Origin of the sequence: Acrocarpospora macrocephala, from assembly GCF_009687865.1 — a bacterium.
Lineage (GTDB): Bacteria > Actinomycetota > Actinomycetes > Streptosporangiales > Streptosporangiaceae > Acrocarpospora > Acrocarpospora macrocephala.
In genome coordinates, this window is the sequence record NZ_BLAE01000041.1 from 1 (window position 1) to 20597 (window position 20597).

Sequence of the window (20597 nt, forward strand, 5' to 3'; positions counted from 1 at the left end):
ATCTGCACGTCGGCGGCGTCGGCGAGTTTGGCCAGGCGGCGGATCAGCATCCCGATCCCGTCCGCAGTGTGGGCGATGGTGAACCGGTCGGCGATCGTCCCGGTGGCGTCCATCACGCAGACGGCGTGGACCTCGGTGGCCCAGTCCAGTCCGGCGAAGAACTGCGCGGGGGGCAGCGAAACAGGCAGCGAAACGGGCAAAGCGACTCCAGACGGTGGCAGCGACGACCCGGCGGCGACGGGGCCTGCTCCCGGGTGGTCACTAACCGGCGCTCTACGGCGCATCTCCCTGTTGCCGGTCCCAAGCCCCGCGAGAACCGGGGGCGGCGGTGTCATGGAGGCCCTCGAAGAGCGACCGCACAAGGCCGTCACCCCGGCTCCCGCCGGGTTCCAACAACAAGCACCATACGGGTGCCTGTGAGAAGGATGGTGCCCTAGTGACCACCCATGCACCCGCCTACGCCGGTCCCGCCGACGTCGCCGCCTTCGGCCCGTACGGGCCGGGCAGGCTCGACCGTCCGAGCGATCGGCCCGTCTACCCCAACCTCTGGCCGTACGCCCGGGATCTCTACCAGATTCCGGCGTTCCGCGAGACCACCGACTTCGCGGCGATCCGGCTCACCAGACCCGCATACGCGGAAGGCGGCCTGGTGCGAATCGCGGTCGAGCCGCACGAGGCCGACTGGGACGAGCCGCACGGTATTGCAGTACCGACCTACGCATGAGCGAGGTGCGCTGGGGTGTCACCCTGCCGCTGCCCGGGCTCGGGCTGCACCAGCACAGGGAGATCGTCGAGGCGCTGCCCTCGCTCGGGTACGGCGACGTCTGGACCGGCGAGGGCGGCGGCTACGACGGCCTCACCGCGTTGACCGCCGCGCTGGCCTGGTCGCCGGGACTGAGAGCGGGCACCGGGGTGCTGCCGGCCCAGACCCGGGGGCCGGGCGTGCTCGCGCAGACCGCCGCTTCGATGGCCGAGCTGGGCCAGGCCGAGGTGCTGCTCGGCATCGGCTCGTCGGTCCCCGCGCACGTCACCGCCCTCAACGGCCGCCCGCACGGCCGGCCCTATGCCCATGTGCGGGACCTGCTGCGGTTCCTCCGCCGGGCTTTCGACGGGGAGCACGTCATCGAGGCGTACGAGACCTTCTCGATCGACTTCAAGCTCCGGCAGCGTCTCCCGGTGCGGCCGAAGGTCATCGTGGGCGCGCTGCGGCCCGGCATGCTGAAGCTGGCCTTCACCGAGGGGGACGGTGCGATCACCAATGTGCTGGCCGCCCACGAGGTGCCCAGGATCGTCGAGGCCGCGGGGCCGCGCACCGGCGGGCAGGAACTCGTCGTCAAGATCTTCGTTACGCCGACCGAGGACGCCGGGCACGCCCGGGCGGCCGGGCGTGCCTTCCTCGGCTGGATACTCAACCAGCCGCCCTACCGCGCGTTCCACGACTGGCTTGGCCGGGGCGAGGCGCTGGCCGCGTCGCGGGCGGCCTGGGACGCGGGGGACCAGCGGGGGGCGGCCGAGGCGCTGCCGGACTCGGTGGTGGACGAGCTGTGGGTGCACGGCTCTCCAGCGGAGTGCCGCGCCCACATCGCCCGGTATCTCCACTCCGGCGTCACCGCGGTCGAACTCCATCTCACCCAGACACCCGAGTTGCGGGCGGCCCCGGACACCCTGCCGGATGTGCTGAGCGCCCTGCGGGTCCCGGCGCTGGTGCCACCCCCGACCTGGAACGGCCGAGCTGGACGCGCCGAACTACCGACCGAGCAGGGGTAGGAGCGCGGCGGTCTCAGCACGCCCTCCGTGCTCAGCGTCCGGCGGTCTCAGCGCGCCCACCGCGTTCAGCGTCCGGCGGTCTCAGCGCGCCCACCGCGTTCAGCGCCCGCGCGCCCACCGCGCGAGGATCTCCTCCGTGCTCAGCGCCCGGCTGTCGACCGGTGCCGGGGGCGCGTTGGGAGTTCTGGAGAACCTTGGCGCGGGCGCCGCCTGAACCACCCCGTCGACCTCGACGTACGTGCCGCGTGCCGCCAGCTGGGGATGCCCGGCCGCCTCGGCGAAGGTGAGCACGGGTGTGACGCACGCGTCGGTGCCCGCGAAACGGGCGGCCCATTCCTCGCGCGTGCGAGTCGCGAACGTGGCCGTGAAGCGCCTTCTCATCACCGGCCAGCACGCCCGGTCGTGCTGCTTTCCGAACTCGCGCGCGTCGATGCCCAGCCCGTCCAGAAGGGCCGAGAAGAACTGGGGTTCCAGCGCGCCCACCGCCACGTACCGCTGGTCGGCGCACGCGTAGGTGTCGTAGAACGGGGCGCCGCCGTCAAGCAGATTGGCCTGCCGCTGGTCGTGCCACTCGCCCATGCCGCGAAGCGCCAGGGTCATCTGGCTCAGCAGAGCGGCCCCGTCGACCATCGCCGCATCGACCACCTGCCCCCTGCCCGATAGGGAGCGTTCCCAGAGCGCGGCCAGCACGCCGACCAGTAGCAGCATGGAGCCGCCGCCGAAGTCGCCGACGAGGTTGAGCGGGGGAGCGGGGGGCTGGCTGGCGCGGCCCATGGCGTGCAGCGCGCCGGTCAGCCCGACGTAGTTGATGTCGTGACCGACGTCCCGGGCCCACGGCCCGTCCTGACCCCATCCCGTGATCCGCCCGAAGACCAGCCGGGGGTTGCGTTCCAGGCACTCCCGCGGCCCGACTCCGAGCCGCTCCACCACTCCGGGGCGCAAGCCCTCGATCATGACGTCGGCGCGTTCGGCGAGATCCAGGACGAGAGCCCGCCCTCCAGGCTCCTTCAGGTCCACGGGGATCGAGCGACGGCCGCGCAGGACGGCATCGTCGCCAGGGTTCCCGAGTTCCAGCGCGCGTCCCTTCGGCCGGTCCACCCGGATCACGTCGGCGCCGAGATCCGCCAGCACCATGGCCGCGTGCGGAGCCGGCCCAAGCCCGGCGAGTTCCAGGACGCGCAAGCCCGCCAGCGGGCCGGTATCAGTGGTCACGGTGCTCTTTCGGATCGGTCAGACTGGTCATGACCAGGTCGGCGAGCTGGCGGTAGGCTTCGGCGGCGTCGAGCCCGGTGGTCGCCTGGATCGTCCCGCGCTGGATCGCGCCCATGACCTCGGCCGCGGCGGCCCCCACGAACGACGCGTGCACTGGGCGCAGCGCTCCGGCCCGCACTCCCTCGGTCACGAGAGCCTGGACCCGCCGGGCCGCGTACTGCGTGTTCTCCTGGTAGACGTCGTTGGCCGGGCCGAAGTCGGCCACGTCGGCGAAGAACATGGCCGAGGCCGGTTGAAGTTCCGCGGCGACGGCCTCCAGGTAGATCGCCAGTCGCCTCGCCGGGTCCTCGGAGGCCGCGACCCGGGCCTCGATGCGTTCCGCCGCGGTCTTGAAGAACGAGCGTACGACTGCGACAACGATCTGCTCCTTGCTCGGCGCCACGGCGTACAGAGTGGTTCTCGAACAGCGCAGCCGTTCCGCCAGGTCTCCGATGTTGAACGAAGAGAATCCCTCGGTCAGGAACAGCTCCCGGAGCTGAACCAGCATCTCCTCGCGGCGTGCGCGAGCTTTCCCTGGAAGTGGCATGCGCTGACCTTATGGCAGAGTACCAGAACTGATACCGTAGTACTCAGATTAGTTCTCGGAGGATGTCCATGCCCGCCTCACGTGTCATGCCCACCAGCGAGAGCGCTGAGCTGATCAGCCTCGTCCGGAACATCGCCGGCAAGGAACTCGCGCCCCGGGCCGCCAGGGCCGAGGCCGACGAGGAGTTCCCGCGCGAGGTCTTCAGGATCCTCGGCGCGGCCGGCGTCCTCGGCCTCCCGTACTCCGAGGAGTACGGCGGCGGGGGCCAGCCGTACGAGGCGTATCTGCAGGTGCTCGAGGAGATCGCGGCGATCTGGTCGAGCGTCGGAGTCGGCGTCAGCGTGCATGCGCTGTCCTGCTTCGGGCTAGTCGAATTCGGTACGGATGAGCAGCGGCGGGAGTGGCTGCCTGACATGCTCGGCGGCGACCTCCTCGGGGCGTACTGCCTGAGCGAGGCGCACGCGGGCTCCGATCCCGCCGCGATGCGGACCCGCGCCGTCCGGGACGGGGACGACTACGTGCTCGACGGCGCGAAGGCGTGGACGACACACGGCGGGCACGCCGACTTCTACCAGGTGATGGCGCGGACCTCGGACGATCGCAAGGGCATCTCCTGCTTCCTGATCCCGGCGAACGCCGAAGGCCTGAGCGCCGACCCGCCCGAGCGCAAAATGGGCCTGACCGGATCCGCGACCGCCACCATGCGCCTGGACCACGTCCGCGTGCCCGCCCACCGCAGGATCGGCGCGGAGGGCGACGGCCTCAAGATCGCACTGACCGCCCTCGACTCCGGCCGGCTGGGAATCGCGGCGGTCGCCACTGGCCTGGCCCAAGGCGCCCTCGACCATGCGGTGGAGTACGCGAAGGAGCGCCAGACCTTCGGAAAACCGATCATCAAGCACCAGGGCCTCGCATTCCTCCTCGCCGACATGGACGCGGCCGTCCAAAGCGCCCGCGCCACGACACTGCACGCCGCGCGCCTGAAGGACCAGGGCCGCCCGTTCAGCCGGGAGGCCGCCATCGCCAAACTGGTCGCCACCGACAACGCCATGAAGGTCACGACCGACGCCGTCCAGGTCCTCGGCGGCTACGGCTACACCCGCGACTTCCCAGTCGAGCGCTACATGCGCGAAGCGAAGGTCATGCAGATCTTCGAGGGAACCAACCAGATCCAGCGCCTGGTCATCAGCCGCGCACTCGCCGGGAACACCGGCGGAACAATCACCACGTCCCGCAGAGAACAGGACTGATGGACGGAGCCTCGCTGACGAGCGGGCCACCTGAAGAAGCGGTCGTAGCCGTAGCAGCCCGGCAGCGAGATGCGGAACTCTTGGAGTAATTCGCTCCCTCGTGGTACGCGTGAGCGTCGGAGCTCACCCCACCGCTGCTAGGAAACCGCGGTCAGGGCCGTGCGCAGTTGCGCAATCACCGCTGCGGCCTCGGGGTAAGCGTCGGCATCCTCCCATAGGTCCCGCCACTCGGAGTGCTCGGCCACCACGCGGTCAAGAGCGCGGATCGCCAGTAATGCCAGGTCGTCCCCGATTTCCAATGTCCCGCCTTCGAGGAGGAAGTCTGGCGCGTAGGGCGAAGTAATCGGCTGTCCCCCTCGCTGGGAGGCGACGATCGCCGCAGCCGCGATGGCTTCGACGGCTTCGTCGCTGTCCAAGTAATCCTCCTGCACCATGACCTGCGTGAAAGCGCGCCTGATCAGCTGCGGCCGTTTCTCCGCGGGCGCGTCGTCCAGGTGTCCGCACCAGTCAGCGGCATGGTCGTTGTCGAACGGCCCTACATCCCATGTACCCATGGCGTGCTTTCTACCGGAGGCCACTGACATTCCGGCCCGTCGCCGAACTGTTCGTGGATGAGCTCCTTGATGCGCAGCAGCATGACCGCGCGCTCGCGCCGGCGCGGACGTCACCTACTCATATTCCTGTCCACAGATCGCCAACTCGGCAAGATCGGCCCAGGTAAGAGTGTTCAGGGGTCGCTCGCCCGGCTCGGGTTCGGACGTCAGGGAAATGACCGGTCCGGGCACGGCTTTGCGGAACCCGTCGGCCTCATCCCAGCCGCCGATTGATCCCGCCATGCCGCACTCCAGATACGTCCGCGGGTCGAAGTTGTACCACCGCACGCCGGTAGCCCGTACAACACCCCATGGCCTCGGCACGTCCACGCCGAAAAACGCGTACTCATCGAGCGGACCGGCATCGGCGAAATCAGCCAGATCGGCGATCTGGGACAGCACGACCTGTTCCCAATCGGCATACGAGGCCGGCTCGCGCGCGAGATCGTAGGAGGTGGTACGCCACACCGGGCGTCTCGCCGGTGGATCGATCACGGCGGCGGCCGTGACCATCGCGGCGACCACATCCAGCTCAAGCCCCCTCAGCCCGGCCATGGGCCAGCTCACCAGCCACCATGCCCGCAGGAATTCATCAAGGGTACGCCCGGCGGCTTTCATGTCCTCTCCCACCCCGACCAGCCGGGAGTACAGATCACGATTGGTACGGCAGAGCGGATCCGGCGGACCATCGACCCGATACAAGGACCCATCCACTGACCGCGCCTGCAGCGCGAGCATTCCAGCCAAGGCCTCGACGCGATCGTGGTGAACACTGATCCGGTCCCGGCCGCGGTCTTCCCCCTGCCAGATCTCCCACACCGCCATGCCAGACACCGTAGCCAAGGACCATCCCGGCCAGGAAGGCAACATCCACTCATGCCGCGAGCCGAGCACTCATGCCAAAGAGCAGATGTTCGGCCGTGAAGTCTGTCAGCGAATGTCCAGGATCTCCTTCCTTTACAGTGCTCCGGGCTCATCACTCGTTCTGACATCAAATTAATTCGGAATACGTTCAGGAGTAATTTGGTGGCATGGTCACGCCGACTGTCCCGTTCTCTGATCTGTCCAAGAACTCCAAGCGCGTCGCTGAGACTCTCGACCGGGTCCATCGGCTGCATGTCAAGCGTCGCGATGGAGAGGACTTGTTTATCACCACGGCGCGGCACGACCGGGATCGGGCGGAGACGGCGGACTTCGCAGCCCGCATGTTGATCGCGCTCGTCGGCAGCGACGATGGCAACCGTGCCGTGCTACACGCCCTGCCCTTGGTCTTCCCGTGGGTCCGGCACCTGTCCCAGGCTGAGATGTGGGAGTTCGTTCACGACCTCGTCGATGCCACGCGTGATGCGGTCGATCTAGACGTGCACGCCACTCTGCACCGGGTCATCGTCGAATGGCGGGCCACTGCCCGCATTCTGGCCGACCCCGCACTGACCGCGCAGCTCACTCGGGCGTTGCCAGACGAGGACCACGGTGCCGTGATCGCGCCTTGAGTCTTATGTGCGGCTGGCGCTGGCCACGATCGAGTACGGGTCGCGGTATGACGCCGACCTTATGAACTGAGTACCAGAACTGATACTTTGGTACTCAGATTGGTTCTCGGGGGGTCACCGGCGGAACGATCACTGCGTGATCGGGCGCCATCTGAAGGAGCAGCCTTGAACAGAGACGCGGTCATCGTCGAAGCAGTTCGCACGCCGATTGGGAAACGTGGCGGAAGCCTGTCCTCGGTCCATCCCGCCGATCTTTCTGCGGTGGTGCTGAGGGGGCTGAGTGACCGTGCCGGGATCGATCCCGCGGTCATCGATGATGTGATCTGGGGCTGTGTGGGGCAGGTCGGTGAGCAGTCCTTCGACATCGCGCGCACCGCGGTGCTGTCGGCGGGATGGCCGGAGCACATTCCCGGTGTGACCGTCGACCGGCAGTGCGGGTCATCCCAGCAGGCCGTCTCCTTCGCGGCGGCCGGAGTCATAGCCGGTCACTACGACGTGGTCGTGGCCGGGGGAGTGGAAGTCATGTCCCGGGTTCCCCTGGGCTCCTCCCAGGCCGGCGGCTTCCCGCTGGGCCGGCGCTACATCGAGCGGTATGGCGCGGAGTTCCCCAACCAGGGCATCGGCGCGGAGATGGTCGCCCAGGAGTGGGGCATCACCCGTACCCAGCTGGACGAGTTCAGCCTCGAGTCCCACGCCAAGGCCGCGACCGCCGCCGACGAAGGCCGTTTCGCGGCCCAGATCCTCCCGGTGGAACTCGCGGACGGCACCGTGATCAGCGAGGATGAGGGCATCCGGCGCGGCGGCACGATCGAGCAGTTGGGCAGGTTGCGCCCGGCTTTCCGGGAGGACGGCCTGGTAACCGCGGGCAACGCCTCACAGATCAGCGACGGCGCGGCCGCGCTGCTCATCACCACCTCGGACAAGGCGGCCGAGTTGGGCTTGCGGCCGATCGCGCGCGTCCACACCTCCGTGGTGGTCGGCTCCGCGCCGATGCCGATGCTGACCGGGCCCATCCCGGCGACGCGGAAACTACTGAAGCGCTGCGGACTATCCTTGGGCGACATCGGCGCCGTGGAGATCAATGAGGCATTCGCGTCCGTAGTCCTCGCCTGGATGATCGAGCTCGGAGCCCAGCCCCACCAGGTGAACCCGCTTGGGGGAGCGATCGCACTGGGCCACCCTCTCGGCGGCAGCGGCGCCCGCCTGATGACAACGCTGCTCCATCACATGCGAGACAACGACATCTCCTACGGCCTCCAGACGATGTGCGAAGGCGGCGGCCAGGCAAACGCGACCCTGCTAGAACTCCTTCCATCCCGCTGACCCACCAGGACGATCCGCCACACCCTCGAAACCACCCGCCTTGGCCGCTTCTTAGAGGGCTTTTCATTAGGGAATGTCCCTGTGTGGGCTGTTGTGCTGGTGAGGGTTCTGTTGCGGGCGTCGCGGTGCCTGCCAGCAGTCCTCGGTCCATTGGCGAGCAGTCCGCGCCCGGGCCTCTCCCTGCCCGCGGCGCCAGTGCACCGGTTCCCGCCGCGACCGGGCGACCGAATATCGGCCCAGCTGGAGGCTCGATCCAGTGAACGATGCCCGGCGACGCCCATGACGCAAAGTACTTCATATTTGCAGTACCTACTGCATTGTTGTACTTTATCTCCGTGACCAACGATTCTTTGCCGCCGTCTGCGGGCCCGATGTCCCTGTTGTTCGACGTGTGGCTCGTCATGAGCCTCGCCTCCCGTCTGCTCGACGACGCACTGGCGGGCAGCGGCCTCACCGGGGACGACTTCGGTATGTATTCGCTGCTGCGCCGGTTCGGACCGGTCACTCCGAGCCAGCTCAGCCGATGGACGGGAATGGGCGCCACGACCGTCTCGGCGTACCTGAAGCGGATGGATGCGCGCAGCCACACCGAGCGGACGCCCAATCCGGCCGACCGCCGGTCGTACCTCATAGGGCTCAGTTCGGACGGCGTCGCCGCGCACGACGCGGCGACGGTGGCCTTCCTCGCGGCGATGCACACCCTTGCACCGGCCTTTCAGCCGGATTCCCTCGACGAACGGCTCGCATTGCAGCATGTCGACAGCGCGTTGCGCGACGCGACCGGCATGGATCCCCGCCCTTACACCGTGATCGACGACGCGACCGGCGGCATCGGAGAGCACACGGAAAACCGGCGACTCTCCTACCGCGGCGAACCGCTGAACACCAAGCAGGAACGGCTCGTGCGGCACTACATCGACTTCGTGCGGGCGCAGCCCGCCGGCGATTGTCCGTAGGAAGGAACAGGACATGGCTCTCAACTACCGGCCCCGGTCGCATGATGACCCGAGCGGACAATCACCGCTCGCGACCGACGACGGCATCGACGTGACGTCGATCAGGGCGGCGGTCACGCACGTCATGCGGACATCGAAGATCCCCGGCCTGTCGCTTGCGGTCACCCGCCATGACCGGCTGCTGTACGCCGAGGGGTTCGGGCTGGCCGACCTCGCCGCTGACCGCCCCGCGACTCCCGACACCAGCTACCTGTGGTTCTCCTTGTCCAAGATCGTGACCGCCACCGCCGTGATGCGCCTGGCGGACGAGGGGCGTCTCGACCTCGACGCACCTGTGCGCGAGTACATCGCCGCCTATCCCGCCATCACGCCGCAGCCACGGGTACGACAGCTGCTCAACCACACGGCCGGCTTGGCCAACCCGCTGCCGATCCGCTGGGTGCGACCAGCCACCACCGATGACGAACCAGACGCGTTCCTGGCGCGCGTTCTGCGCAAGTACGGCAAGCCCCGCCATCCCGTTGGCGGCTCAGCACGCTACTCCAACCTCGGATATCTACTCGCGGCTGAGGTCGTCGCGGCGGTGACGGGCCGGCCGTTCGAGCGGTACGTCACCCAGGCCGTGCTGGCCCCGGCAGGCATGAGCGCCACCGGATACCAGTACGCGCCCGAAGCCGACATGGCCAGCGGCTATGTTCGGGGGCCGCGCCTGCTCACGACCGCGCTCTCGGCGCTGCTGCCCCCCGGCATCGCCGGTGAGCGCTACGGCCGCTACCTGAGCCTTCGCCCGTTCCTCGTCACCGGCGCAGGCTACGGCGGACTCGTCGGCAACGTCGTGGATGCCGCCCGCCTCGCCGCGCTCCATCTCGGCGACGGTGCCGCCATCAACGGGCAACGCCTCCTGTCCACGCAATCCGCCCAAGCGATGCGGCGAATACATGCCCGAGGCGAGCCGTTCGACCATGGCATCGGCTGGTTCCGCAGGCCGGACCACCGCGGCAGCAGGCCGGAGTTCGTCGAGCACTACGGCACCGGCGCGGGCTTCTGGAACGGCATACGCCTCTACCCTGACCTGGACTTCGCGATCACCGTCATGACCAACACCACGCACGCCTACGACATCCACACGCTGTTCACCGACATCATGCGCGGCGCCTGCCCTTGACCTGGGTGCGGCGTTCGTACCCGGCGTCGAGTTCCGCGCGGTACTGCCGGGCCTGCTGCGGGCTGATGAGCGAGTGTGAGTACAGGTCGAGAAGTGTTTGCAGCAGCAGGTGCTCACCCTCGGGTGTGGTGATGTCGGTTTCCAGGCCACGCGAGACGTGCGGGCCGAGCATGCCGACGGCGAGGGCGAAGGCGGTGTGGAGCGTGGCGCGGGCTCGGGCGGGAACGTCGGTGGGGTCTGGCCGGGCCTGGTCAGCGAGGGTGAACCAGTTCTGCGTGGTGGCCGCCATGTGGTCGAACACGGCTGCGGCACGGCCTTCGAACAGGGCCCGGGTCAGGTACTGGCGGTAGGGGCCGATGCTCTCCAGCGGGCTCAGCACCCCGATGCCGGTCTCGGCCTGCGCCTCCAGCTGCCGGATGAGCTCGATGATCCGCTCGTCGCAGGCCGCGATCAGCTTCTCCTTGGAGCCGTAGTGATGGCGGATCAATCCGGACGTCACGCCTGCTCGCTCGGCGATGGCCCGGGTCGTCGCGCGCTCGTAACCGACCTCGCCGAACAGCTGCATGGCGGCGTCGCGGATCCTGGCTTTGGCGGTCAGATCGCTCATGCTCCGTAGAATTCCAGCAATGCGGCGGCGATGGCGGCAGGCTTTCCGTAGGTCTGCGCGGAGTCGTGGTTGAGCCTGGGCAGCTCCTTCACCGTGGAGCGCGGCAGTACCTTGTTCAGTTCCTTGGCCGTGGTCACGAAGATCGGCTCCGTCCGGCCCCCGTACATGAGCAGCACGTCGGCATCGAGGCGACGGTACTCATCTATTGTTCCCGCAGTGGCCATCACCAGGTCGAGCTCCGGGGCGATGGCGGCGAGCAGTTCTCGCATGCGCACGGTGTCGCGGCGGCCCGGCTCGAGTCGGAGAAGCAGGTCGATCAGCCGTCCCGTCGGTCCGGCGGGGATACCGCGGAGTACGGCGGCGAGCCACGCCGGGAAATGGCCGTTGCGCGCCGCCTGGGTCGCCGACTCGGCGGCGGAGAAGACGATCGCCTTGCCGCTCCGCCCGGACCTGATCAGCTGCTGCATCGTCGTGAACACGCGACGGATCTGGGTGTCGTCCTGGTCGCCCAGCAGGAGAAGCGGTTCGTAGGCGGCCACCTTGCGGACTTGGTCCAGACCGATCGCACCGTGCAGGGCGAACAGCCCACCATCGGCCGGCCCGAACACGAGTTCCGCGCCGGTGTGGTGCACCACCGCGGCGAGGTCCTCGTCTTCTCGTTCGATGCTGTACGCGGGCCCGATGGGGCCGCTCATGCCACGGCCTCGCCGGTCGGGCAGGTAGACGGTGTGGTCGTCGGCAAGGGCCACAGCGAGCTTCATCATGTGCTGAGCCGCGTTGACTCCGCCATGAAGCAGTACCGCTCCGGGGCCGCGGCCGAGCCGGCGGTAGCCGATCCGTGTGCCATCGGCCGATGTCACCCATTCCTTGGAGTACGTCGCTGCGGTCCTGCTCATCGTTGTGACCCCTTTCTCGAGGTGTTACTCAATTGAGTAGTTTACTCTCCAATTGAGTAGCACTGTTGGAGGGGGTGACGAATCCCGGGCAATCTGTTCGGCCCGGCGGGGCGGCGACCGGCCGCGAGGGTGTCCGCGGTGACCCCGCTTGACCTTCCCGTCACTGGAAGGTCTTGGGTGGACCCATGACATCAGATGTCTCGATCGGAGAGTTCTCGCGGCTCTGTCACCTGGGCGCCAAGACGCTGCGGTACTACCACGACATCGAGCTGCTGGTTCCCGACGCCGTCGACGACAGCACCGGCTACCGGCGGTACTCGGTAAGCCAGGTCGCCGACGCGCACCTCATCCGGCGGCTGCGCGACCTCGACATGCCGCTGGCCGAGATCCGGCAGGTACTGGGCGAGCCAGACCAGGTTGCGCGCGAGCACGCGCTGGCCCGGCACCTGGATCGGATGGAGGCGGAGCTCACCCGGACCCGGGACGTGGTGGTTTCGCTGCGCCGGCTGCTCGGCAGTCCACCGCAGGTACCGGTCAACCACCGCCAGTCGCCGACGTCGACCGTGCTGCGAATGAGCGCCCAGGTCGCCCGGACCCAGATGTCCGAGTGGTTCGGGCAGACCTACCCGCGGCTGTACGGAACCCTGGCTGACTGCGGCCTGGATCCGGCCGGTGCCGCGGGCGCGACGTACTCGGCGGAGTTCTTCGAACACGACCAGGGGGAGGTGGTCGCGTTCGTGCCGGTGCTACCCGACGCGGTGCCCCCGGGCGACGACCGGTTCGCCGTGCTGCCGCGGCAGCGCTTCGCGGTCGCCCTCCACACCGGCCCGTTCAGCGACTGCGACCTCACCTACGGCTGGCTCGGCGCGCACGTCGCCGCGCATGACATCGCCCTGGCCGACCCCATCGTCGAGGTCTACCTCGTCGGACCCGACCACACCAACGACCCCAACCAATTCCAGACCGAAATCTGCTGGCCCATCCAATAAGGAGAGCACATGACTGAGCTTGCCCTCGGCAACGTCACCACCGACTGCGCCCACGCGGCCGGCCTCGCCGGGTTCTACGCGGCGTTGCTGGACCGCCCGGTCGACGCTGGAGCGTCGGAATTCTTCGCCACTGTGGGACGCGAGAGCGGCGCCCACCCAGTACTGATGTTCATCAAAGTGCCGGAACGCACTCCGGGAAAGAACAGCGTTCATCTGGATCTGCACGCGCCGGACGTGGCGGCCGAGGTCGCCCGGGCGATCAGCTTGGGCGCCAAGCACGTCGCCGACTTCGCCGAGTACGGCATGATCTGGACCACCCTGGCCGATCCAGAGGGGAATCTCTTCGACATCGGCCTGAAGCTGCCCTGAAACAGCGGGCTCAGCGCCGCAGTCCGTCCCATGACCATTGCGGAATGCCCAGGCCCTCGGGGACGTCGTCGGCGGACTCGTGATAGTGCGACATGGTCGTCCTGGTGGCCCAGGCGAAGTAGTCGTGCAACACCTGCCGGAGCGGCTCGGACGCGTTCAGCCCCACGTCCTCAAGGGCCTGGTCGAAACAGGCGATCGCCCGGCGGTCCATCTCCTCGTGCGGGCCGTGGCCGCTGTGGAGCCGTACGACCGAGGTCTCGTCGCCGTAGGAGTCGGAGTAGACGGTGGGCCCGCCGAGGGCCTCGGCCCAGTAGGCAGCGAGCCGTTCGCTGTGCTGAGGATGGAATCCCTGGCTGAACGCGTGGCTGACCATTTCGTCGGCCATCACCCGGTGGTGCCATGCCTCAGCCAGGCGGAGCAGGCCCTCGGTGCCGCCCACGGCCTCATACACACTTTGCATGCCCCAAGGATGGCCACTATCCACGGGTGGCGGGAAGGTCCTGGTCGTACGGTTTCAGGGTGATGGCGCTCGCCGTCTTTCTGATGCTCTTGATGAAGACGCCCTTCCATGGGATGTAGGGCAGCAGGCGGTAGTTCTGGTTGATGAACCAGGCCAGGAACCTGTTCTCGGGGGGGACCGTCCACTTGGCCACTCCCTGGCCTGCCTTCTGGCAGCCCGCGACGTAGTCGCGCATCGCCTCCTGGTAGCCGGCGAAGCCGGCGCGGTGGTCTCCGCCGGCCGCGGCCAGTTCGCCCGCCAGGACGTACGCGCCGACGATGGCCAGGCCGGTGCCCATGCCCGACAGCGGCGAGGGCGAGTAGGCGGCGTCGCCGAGCAGCGCGACCCGGCCGCGCGACCAGGTGTCCAGGTGGACCTGGCTGATCGAGTCGAAGTAGAAGTCGGGCGCGTCCCCCATGGCCGCGAGCAGCCGGGGAGTCTCCCAGCCGACCCCGTCGAACGCCTCGGCGAGGATCTTCTTCTGCTGCTGGACGTCGCGCCGATCGTAGGTCAGCGGGGGCGAGCCGAAGTGGAACAGGGCCTTGGCCTCGGTGTTGTTCCGGGCGCTGTAGACGCCGACCGTCTTGCCGGGGACGCCGTACATCATCCCGGTGTGGTCCAGCCCCAGATGGTTGTCCACGGTGAAGATCGCGAGGTGGAGGCCCAGGTCCTCGATGAAGTCCCGGTCGGGGCCGAAGGCCAGCGCGCGTACGTTGGAGTGCAGCCCGTCGGCGCCCACGACCAGGTCGAACCGCCGGGGCGCGGCCCGTTCGAAGGTGACCTCCACCCCGTCGGCGTCTTCGGTGATGGCGGTGATGGAGTCGTCGAAGAGGTATTCGGTGTGGTCCTTGGTGGCGTCGTACAGGATGCGGGCCAGGTCGCCGCGCAGGATTTCGAGGTCGCCGCTGAACATGCCGGAGGGAATGGTGGCGACCTTCTTGCCCGCGGCGTTGACGTGCGCCATGTCGCCCATGTGGGTCCGCTGTCGCTCGACGTCGGCCAGGATGCCCATCCGCCGGAGCACGGTGAAGTGCACGTCGCCGCGGAAGTCGACCGCGTAGCCGCCGTCGCGCAGGGCGGGGGCCCGTTCGACCACCGTGGGAGTGAACCCGTGGCGGCGCAGCCAGTAGGCGAGTGCCGGGCCGGCGATGCTCGCCCCCGAGATCAGAATGTTCGTGTTGGTTGTCATGCGACGAGCGTGCCCGGCGGCGCTCACCGGACGCTCACCGCCGGCTCACCGGTCCGGGGCTCTGCTCACTTCCAGGACTTCGATGGCCGACTCCGGCACGCCCACCAGGCGAAAAGCGTCGGCCAGGGACATCCGCGCGCCCTCCTGGTAGGCGGCCTCGTACGGCGAGCCGCCCAGCGCGGCCCGGGCGGCGGCGGCGACCTTCGCGGCATCGGGATCGGTCCCGGCGGCGCTTCCCCGCAGTACGGTGGCCGCACCGAGCAGCCGCGCCGCCCACGCCGCGTCGTCCTCGGTGAGAGCGATCCCGGCCAGAGCGGTCCCGGCGAGGGCCTCGACCGCGCGGGCGCCCTCGGGGAGCGGGCCGGCCAGCGCCACCTCGGCGGCGCGCACGTACCAGACCCGGGCCTCGCCGGGCGCACCGGACGCTTCGGCGACCTTGCCGAGCCCCATGAACGTGTTGAGACGGCTCCTGGCGCTCTTGAGCCAGTGGGTCTCGAATCGCTCCAGCGCCTGCTCGTACATTCGGCGCGCCCCGGCCAGGTCGCCGCCCAGCCGGGCGATGTCGCCGAAGCCGGTCATCGCGGCGGCGAGATAGGTGGGGCTGCCCACGCGGCGCGCGATCTCGGCGGCCCGCTCGTAGTCCGCGCGCGCCCCGGCGAGGTCTCCCGCCAGCCTGGTACGGGCCCGATGGACGCGATAGTCGCCCCGGTTGCACAGCAGGTCGGCGACGTCCTCCAGCGCACCGAGCTGCTCGGTGCGGGCAAGTGCCTCGCCGGTCAGGACGATGGCCTGGTCGGGTTCGTCGCGCAGATATGCCAGGCCGGCCAGCGAGTCCAGCGCCAGCGCCGCCCCCCAGCGGTCGCCGAGCGCCCGGAAGGTCTCGGCCGCCGTGCCGAACGCCTCCTCGGCCGCCGCGAACCCGCCCGTCAGGAGCTGCGGATAGCCCCACACCACGTTGCTGATCGCCGCCTGCCACCGATCCGATGCCGCACGCCCCCGTGTGATCACCGAGAGCACCACTCCGGGATCGCCCATCGGGGTATTGATCACCGGCCAGAGGAACGCGATGGCCGGATGGCCCAGCGGCCGATCCTCGTCGGCCACGATCGACTCGACCGCCGGTCGGCACCGGTCCCACACACCCGGTCCGCCACCGGCGGCCGCGATCAGCGCACCGAGCACATAGTCGGTTTCCAGCCCTGCGGGCGGAGCAGTGCCGGTCGCCTCCAGCAGCGCGGTCGCCCACGGCGTCACCGAGGCGCGGGTGCCGCTCAGCCAGATGTACCAGGCCATCGACCCGAGCAGCGCGAGTCCCAGCCCGGTCTCGCCCGACTCGGCCGCCCACCGCAGGGCCGCGTGCAGGTTCGGTTCCTCCGCCTTGAGCGTGGCCAGCCACCGGAGCTGCTCGGGCCCTCGCAGGTGCGGATCGGCGGTCCTGGCCAGCCGCAGGCAGTGGTCGGCGTGCGCGCGCCGTACGGCGTCGGCCTCGCCCGCCTCCTCCAGCCGCTCGGCGCAGAAGGCGCGGATCGTCTCCAGCATGCGGTAGCGCCCGTCGGCGACCTCGATCAGCGACTTGCCGACGAGGGAGTCCAGCACGTCCTCGGCATCGGGCAGCGCGCAGACCCGCCGCGCCGACTCGGCGGTGGCGCCGCCGTGGAAGACGGTCAGCCGCCTGGCCATCGCCCGCTCGGTCTCCGGCAGCAGATCCCAGCTCCACGCCACGACCGCGCGGAGCGTCTGGTGCCTGGCCTCGGCGGTACGGCTGCCCCGCGACAGCAGCCGGAACCGGTCGTCAAGACCGGCGGCGAGCTCCTCCACCTCGTGCGTGCGCAGCCGGGCCGCCGCCAGCTCGATCGCCAGCGGCAGGCCGTCGAGGGCGTCGCAGATCCGCCGTACGGTCCCGGCGCTGGCGTCGTCCACGACGAAGCCCGGCCGTACCGCGGCGGCCCTGTCGGCGAACAGCCACTCGGCCGGGGCCGGCGGGAGCGGCCGGACCGGCCACAGGTTCTCGCCGGTGATGCCCAGCGGCTCCCGGCTCGTCGCCAGGACCCGCAGCGCGGGGCAGCGTTTCAGCAGCCGCTCGGCCAGCGCCGCCACGGCGTCGACCAGATGCTCGCAGTTGTCGAGAAGCAGCAGCACCGCCCGGTCCTCCAGCGCCGCGACCAGCCGCGACTCCGGCCGCACCCCAGGCTGCCCGGCATGGAAGCCGCTCTCCCGCAAGCCGAGCGCCCCGAGCACGGCCGCGGGCACCTCCGCCCCGTCACGCACCCGCGCCAGCTCCACCAGGCACACCTCGGGCTCCGCGCTCGCGGCCTCGATGGCCAGGCGGGTCTTGCCCGCGCCGCCGGGGCCGAGCAGGGTGACCAGGCGGGCTCGCGCCAGCAGGCCGGCGACCGCGGCCAGGTCGTCCGCGCGGCCCACGAAGGTGGTGAGCTGGGCGGGGAGCGCGGGCGCGGCCGGGTCGCCGCGGAGCAGGGAACGGTGGATCGCGGCGAGCCCGGGCGAGGGGTCCGCGCCGAGCTCGTCGGCCAGGAGCCGCCGGATCTCCTCGAACGCGACCAGCGCCTCGGCCTGCCTGCCGTCGGCGCGCAGCGCCCGCATGAGCAGGCCCCACAGGCGTTCCCGCAGCGGATGCCGGGCGGCCAGTTCCCGCAGCTCCGGGACGAGCGCCCGCTGCCCGCCCCGCTGGAGTTCGGCCTCGATCCGGTCCTCCAGGGCGCCGAGCCTGCGCTCTTCGAGCCGGGCCGCCTCGGCCCGTACCGAGCCGGCGTCGGCGGCGTCGGCGAGCGCGGGACCGCGCCACAGATCGAGCGCCGCGCGCAGGAGCTCCGCGGCCCGTACGGCGTCGCCCCGCGCGAGGACCTGCCGCCCCTCGTCCGCCAGCCGCTCGAAACGGCAGGCGTCGACGTCTTCGGGATCGACCAGCAGCCGGTAACCGGCGGGGACGAACTCGATCGCGGCGCCGGGGCGCAGCGCCTGACGGAGCCGTGACACCTGTGACTGCACGGCGTGCGCCGCGCCGTCGGGGGCTTGCCCGCCGTACAGGTCGTCGATCAGCCGGTCGGGCGGCACCACCTCGCCGGCGCGGACCGACAGCAGCGCCAGGAGCGCCCGCCGCACCGGCCCGCCCAGCGCCACCTCAGTCCCGTCGTCACGCCACATCCGCGTGACACCCAGGATCCCGATCCGCATGCATTCCATCATCTCCCGCATTGCCCGCTTCGGGAGATGATGGCCGCTAGGACGGAGCGGCGGTCCGCGCGCCGAGGCCGGCGCCGATCACCCCGAGCGTGAGGCCGAGCACGGGAAAGACGCCGAGGCAGAAGACCAGGGCATCGGCCAGGTTCGCGCCGACGGGAGCCGCCACCTCGCCGCCGAGGAGCAGCCCGCCGTCGATCGCGTGCTGACGCAGCGCTTCGGGCAGCCAGACGGCGTAGGTGAGCGGGATGAGAGCGATCACGGTCCAGACGGCGGCCTGCAGCCCCGAGCGGAACGACCGGCCGGCCCGCCCCGCCGCGAACGCCGGGACGAAGAAGGCGCCGAGTGGCGCGAGCACGAGCACCAGGGAGAGCACGATCACGAGCGGGAGCGGAGGCTCCGTCCCGTCGGTGCGGATCGCCAGCCAGAACCAGGCCGCGAACACGACAGCGGCGGCGCCGCCGAGATGGGGCGCGAGCCTGCCGGTGCCCAGCCACCGCGGGGCTGCCAGGGCGACCCACAGGCAACCGGCCAGCACGGCGGCGAGACACACCGCCGCGACCGGCGGCAGGTACTGCGCCGCGGCCGGCTCCCGACGCAGGAAGAGCACGGTCATGGCGATCGAGGCGGCCACGCCGCCGGTCACCAGGACGGTCGGCGCCAGCACCGGCAGCCGCGGGCGGCGCCAGCGGGCGACGGCCAGCACCACCATCGCACCGGCCAGGACGGTGAAGGCCACCGCGAACACCCGCAGCCCGGGCACCGCCGCGCCGACCGCCGGCCCGGCCGCCGCGACCGAGGCCACGACCACCCCGGCCACGAGCGCGAGCACCGGCCACCCACCCGCCGGCGGCAGCATCAGCAGGCCCCCGACGCTGCTGAGCGCGAACCGCCACCGGGCCGACCGCCCTTCCACCTCGGCCAGCTCGGCGGTCATCGCTCTGCCCCATTCACGCCGGCGTTCGGGCAGCGCCGCCACCGCGACCGCGAGCAACCGCCCCGGTGGGTCGATCGCGGACACCTCGGCCGCGGACCACCAGTGGCGCAGCACGAGCCGGGCGGCGATCACCCACAGCAGCGGCGGGACGACCAGCCATGCGATGGCGGTCCCCGGCGGGGGCAGCGGGTCGGCGGTCGCGAGAGCGACGGCGTAGAACACCACCCATGCCACCACGACCACCCAGGTCGTGACGGTCTGAAACCTGCGTCTCATGCGCCCTGCCACCTCTCTTGTGGACCGGATCGCCGGATCGCCGCCGCGCCAGTGGAGGCGGCGGCAGCGGCAGCGGCGGCGAGCTCGGTGGCCAGCGCCCGGCCGGAGCCGGTCAGCCGGTACAGGTGGCGCGGTGGCCGGCCGGCGGGCACGTCGGTGTCCCAGGTGGTCTCCAGCAGACCCCGGTCGGCCAGCCGCACCAGGATCGGGTACAGCGAGCCGGGCTTGAGGCCCAGCTGCTGACACAGCTCGTAGCCGTACCGCCAGGCGGTCGGCTCCTCGGCCAGCGCCAGGACCACCGCCGTGGTCTGCGCGGAGGGGCGTCGGATGCGCGTCATGCGTTAACTCTACATATTCAGAGTTATGGGGTCAACGACGGTTCCAGCCCGCAGCTTCGCGCGGCCCAGGCGAGGTAGGCGGGGGTCTGGTCGGTGACGATCCGCTGCACGCCGTAATCTCCCAGGCGTTGCCACAGGTGCGGGCTGTTGGGGGTCCACGCATAGACGGTCGCGCCCGCCGCGCGGTAGGCACGGACTCGCGTACGGCTCAGATTGTCGTAACGGACCGCGACGAACGAGAACCCCTTGGCCGTTGCGACTCGCGGTGCGGATATCGACAGCAGGCCCTTGCGGGCCGGGATGGAACTCACCGTGCGCAGGGCCGAGGGGAGGAACGAGGTCAGGCTCGCCCATGGCGAGGCCGCCAGCCGCTGGTAAAGATCTCGCAAAGAGCGCAGGTCGGCGGGGTCCGGAACCTCCTTCAGCTCCACGAGGGTCTCCGTGGTCTTGCCCCGCAGCAGTCGCAGGGCCTGGTCGAGGGTCGGCGGGTGCTGGCCGTCGGGGGTGCGCAGCGCGCGGAACTGCGCCAGCGTCATGTCGGAGACGCTCCCGCCGGCCGTGGTGGTGCGGTCGACCGTGGCGTCGTGCATCAGCACCGGACGGTGATCCTTGGTGAACCGCACATCCAATTCGACCCGGTCGGAACCCGCCTCCAGGGCACGCCGGAACGCCGTCAGCGTGTTCTCCGTTCCCCAGCCCCGGTGGGAGATCAGGTCGGGCGCCTTGCACGTCGACGGAGCCGATCGGGTGAGGTCGCGGGCCGCGGCGCTCGGGCTCAACAGCAGGGGCGTCAGCGAGGAGATCGCCAGCACCGGCCGAATGGTCCGCAGCGCACCCTTCGCAGTCGGTGTCCCACCTCCGGCGAGCAGCGGCAGGAGCATGATGTCTTCCCTTCCGTCTACGCCTCCCGTGACCTGAAGGCCATCGGGTCAGGTCAAACGCATGGCGCTTGAC

General features: G+C 70.0%; 22 protein-coding genes. 9 read left to right on the plus strand and 13 right to left on the minus strand.

Translation table 11 applies throughout. From position 1 onward, the window contains the following. A partial coding sequence (locus Amac_RS32400; protein WP_155358226.1) for an IS110 family transposase occupies window positions 1–200 on the minus strand: 200 nt, incomplete at its 3' end. Between the two features lie 236 nt (window positions 201–436). Here Amac_RS32400 and Amac_RS56575 point away from each other — a divergent pair. Both Amac_RS56575 and Amac_RS32410 read left to right on the plus strand, forming a co-directional pair. Then, on the plus strand, window positions 437–724 hold the full coding sequence (locus tag Amac_RS56575; RefSeq protein ID WP_246268865.1) for a hypothetical protein: 288 nt from the start codon (window positions 437–439) through the stop codon (window positions 722–724). Then, the gene (locus Amac_RS32410; RefSeq protein ID WP_155358227.1) at window positions 721–1767 is read left to right on the plus strand and encodes an LLM class F420-dependent oxidoreductase; all 1047 of its coding nucleotides are present in this window, start codon (window positions 721–723) and stop codon (window positions 1765–1767) included. The genes Amac_RS56575 and Amac_RS32410 overlap by 4 nt, the downstream gene beginning before the upstream one ends. A 99-nt stretch (window positions 1768–1866) precedes the next feature. Here the strand turns inward: Amac_RS32410 and Amac_RS32415 are convergent, their stop codons facing one another. Both Amac_RS32415 and Amac_RS32420 read right to left on the minus strand, forming a co-directional pair. Continuing rightward, the gene (locus Amac_RS32415) at window positions 1867–2979 is read right to left on the minus strand and encodes a CaiB/BaiF CoA transferase family protein (protein WP_155358228.1); all 1113 of its coding nucleotides are present in this window, start codon (window positions 2977–2979) and stop codon (window positions 1867–1869) included. Then, window positions 2969–3526, minus strand: a complete 558-nt coding sequence (locus Amac_RS32420; RefSeq protein ID WP_246268867.1) for a TetR/AcrR family transcriptional regulator — start codon at window positions 3524–3526, stop codon at window positions 2969–2971. The genes Amac_RS32415 and Amac_RS32420 overlap by 11 nt, the downstream gene beginning before the upstream one ends. A 107-nt stretch (window positions 3527–3633) precedes the next feature. Here Amac_RS32420 and Amac_RS32425 point away from each other — a divergent pair, with 107 nt between their 5' ends. Further along, window positions 3634–4815 carry an acyl-CoA dehydrogenase family protein gene (locus Amac_RS32425; protein WP_155358230.1) on the plus strand — a complete coding sequence of 394 codons (1182 nt, stop codon included), beginning with the start codon at window positions 3634–3636 and terminating at the stop codon, window positions 4813–4815. Between the two features lie 137 nt (window positions 4816–4952). Here the strand turns inward: Amac_RS32425 and Amac_RS32430 are convergent, their stop codons facing one another. Both Amac_RS32430 and Amac_RS32435 read right to left on the minus strand, forming a co-directional pair. Then, window positions 4953–5369 carry a DUF4259 domain-containing protein gene (locus tag Amac_RS32430; RefSeq protein ID WP_155358231.1) on the minus strand — a complete coding sequence of 139 codons (417 nt, stop codon included), beginning with the start codon at window positions 5367–5369 and terminating at the stop codon, window positions 4953–4955. A gap of 114 nt (window positions 5370–5483) precedes the next feature. Further along, window positions 5484–6233: a hypothetical protein gene (locus Amac_RS32435; protein ID WP_155358232.1), complete on the minus strand. Its 750-nt coding sequence runs from the start codon at window positions 6231–6233 to the stop codon at window positions 5484–5486. A 206-nt stretch (window positions 6234–6439) separates the two neighbouring features. On the opposite strand from Amac_RS32435, the gene Amac_RS32440 reads away from it, so the two are divergent. The 4 genes from Amac_RS32440 to Amac_RS32455 all read left to right on the plus strand — a co-directional run bounded on the left by Amac_RS32440 (window position 6440) and on the right by Amac_RS32455 (window position 10345). After that, the gene (locus tag Amac_RS32440) at window positions 6440–6901 is read left to right on the plus strand and encodes a prevent-host-death family protein (protein WP_155358233.1); all 462 of its coding nucleotides are present in this window, start codon (window positions 6440–6442) and stop codon (window positions 6899–6901) included. 165 nt (window positions 6902–7066) lie between these two features. Beyond that, on the plus strand, window positions 7067–8224 hold the full coding sequence (locus tag Amac_RS32445; protein WP_155358234.1) for a thiolase family protein: 1158 nt from the start codon (window positions 7067–7069) through the stop codon (window positions 8222–8224). A 263-nt stretch (window positions 8225–8487) separates the two neighbouring features. After that, a complete protein-coding gene (locus Amac_RS32450) occupies window positions 8488–9180 on the plus strand; it encodes a MarR family winged helix-turn-helix transcriptional regulator (protein WP_155358235.1) in 693 nt (230 codons plus the stop codon). Between the two features lie 13 nt (window positions 9181–9193). Beyond that, window positions 9194–10345 (plus strand): serine hydrolase domain-containing protein, encoded by a 1152-nt coding sequence (locus Amac_RS32455; protein ID WP_155358236.1) that lies wholly within the window; start codon window positions 9194–9196, stop codon window positions 10343–10345. Here the strand turns inward: Amac_RS32455 and Amac_RS57465 are convergent. Continuing rightward, complete coding sequence (locus Amac_RS57465) at window positions 10323–10952, minus strand: TetR/AcrR family transcriptional regulator (RefSeq protein ID WP_155358237.1); 630 nt, start codon at window positions 10950–10952, stop codon at window positions 10323–10325. The two genes, Amac_RS32455 and Amac_RS57465, sit on opposite strands and share 23 nt — an antisense overlap. Then, the gene (locus Amac_RS32465) at window positions 10949–11848 is read right to left on the minus strand and encodes an alpha/beta fold hydrolase (protein ID WP_155358238.1); all 900 of its coding nucleotides are present in this window, start codon (window positions 11846–11848) and stop codon (window positions 10949–10951) included. The genes Amac_RS57465 and Amac_RS32465 overlap by 4 nt, the downstream gene beginning before the upstream one ends. Before the next feature lie 185 nt (window positions 11849–12033). Between Amac_RS32465 and Amac_RS32470 the strand changes: the two genes are divergently transcribed. After that, window positions 12034–12837 (plus strand): MerR family transcriptional regulator, encoded by an 804-nt coding sequence (locus tag Amac_RS32470; protein WP_155358239.1) that lies wholly within the window; start codon window positions 12034–12036, stop codon window positions 12835–12837. A 9-nt stretch (window positions 12838–12846) separates the two neighbouring features. After that, the gene (locus tag Amac_RS32475; RefSeq protein ID WP_155358240.1) at window positions 12847–13206 is read left to right on the plus strand and encodes a VOC family protein; all 360 of its coding nucleotides are present in this window, start codon (window positions 12847–12849) and stop codon (window positions 13204–13206) included. 10 nt (window positions 13207–13216) lie between these two features. On the opposite strand, the gene Amac_RS32480 is transcribed toward Amac_RS32475, so the two are convergent. From Amac_RS32480 to Amac_RS32505, 6 genes are read right to left on the minus strand one after another with little or no spacing between them, the layout of a single operon-like run. Then, window positions 13217–13666 (minus strand): group II truncated hemoglobin, encoded by a 450-nt coding sequence (locus tag Amac_RS32480; protein WP_155358241.1) that lies wholly within the window; start codon window positions 13664–13666, stop codon window positions 13217–13219. A 16-nt stretch (window positions 13667–13682) separates the two neighbouring features. Beyond that, a complete protein-coding gene (locus Amac_RS32485; RefSeq protein WP_155358242.1) occupies window positions 13683–14894 on the minus strand; it encodes an FAD-dependent monooxygenase in 1212 nt (403 codons plus the stop codon). Between the two features lie 45 nt (window positions 14895–14939). Then, window positions 14940–18086 carry an AfsR/SARP family transcriptional regulator gene (locus Amac_RS32490; protein ID WP_155358243.1) on the minus strand — a complete coding sequence of 1049 codons (3147 nt, stop codon included), beginning with the start codon at window positions 18084–18086 and terminating at the stop codon, window positions 14940–14942. Between the two features lie 46 nt (window positions 18087–18132). Further along, window positions 18133–19305, minus strand: a complete 1173-nt coding sequence (locus tag Amac_RS32495) for a hypothetical protein (RefSeq protein WP_155358244.1) — start codon at window positions 19303–19305, stop codon at window positions 18133–18135. Further along, the gene (locus tag Amac_RS32500; protein ID WP_155358245.1) at window positions 19302–19643 is read right to left on the minus strand and encodes a PadR family transcriptional regulator; all 342 of its coding nucleotides are present in this window, start codon (window positions 19641–19643) and stop codon (window positions 19302–19304) included. The genes Amac_RS32495 and Amac_RS32500 overlap by 4 nt, the downstream gene beginning before the upstream one ends. Before the next feature lie 23 nt (window positions 19644–19666). Continuing rightward, window positions 19667–20524 carry a glycerophosphodiester phosphodiesterase gene (locus Amac_RS32505; protein ID WP_155358246.1) on the minus strand — a complete coding sequence of 286 codons (858 nt, stop codon included), beginning with the start codon at window positions 20522–20524 and terminating at the stop codon, window positions 19667–19669. Window positions 20525–20597: the final 73 nt, after the last annotated feature.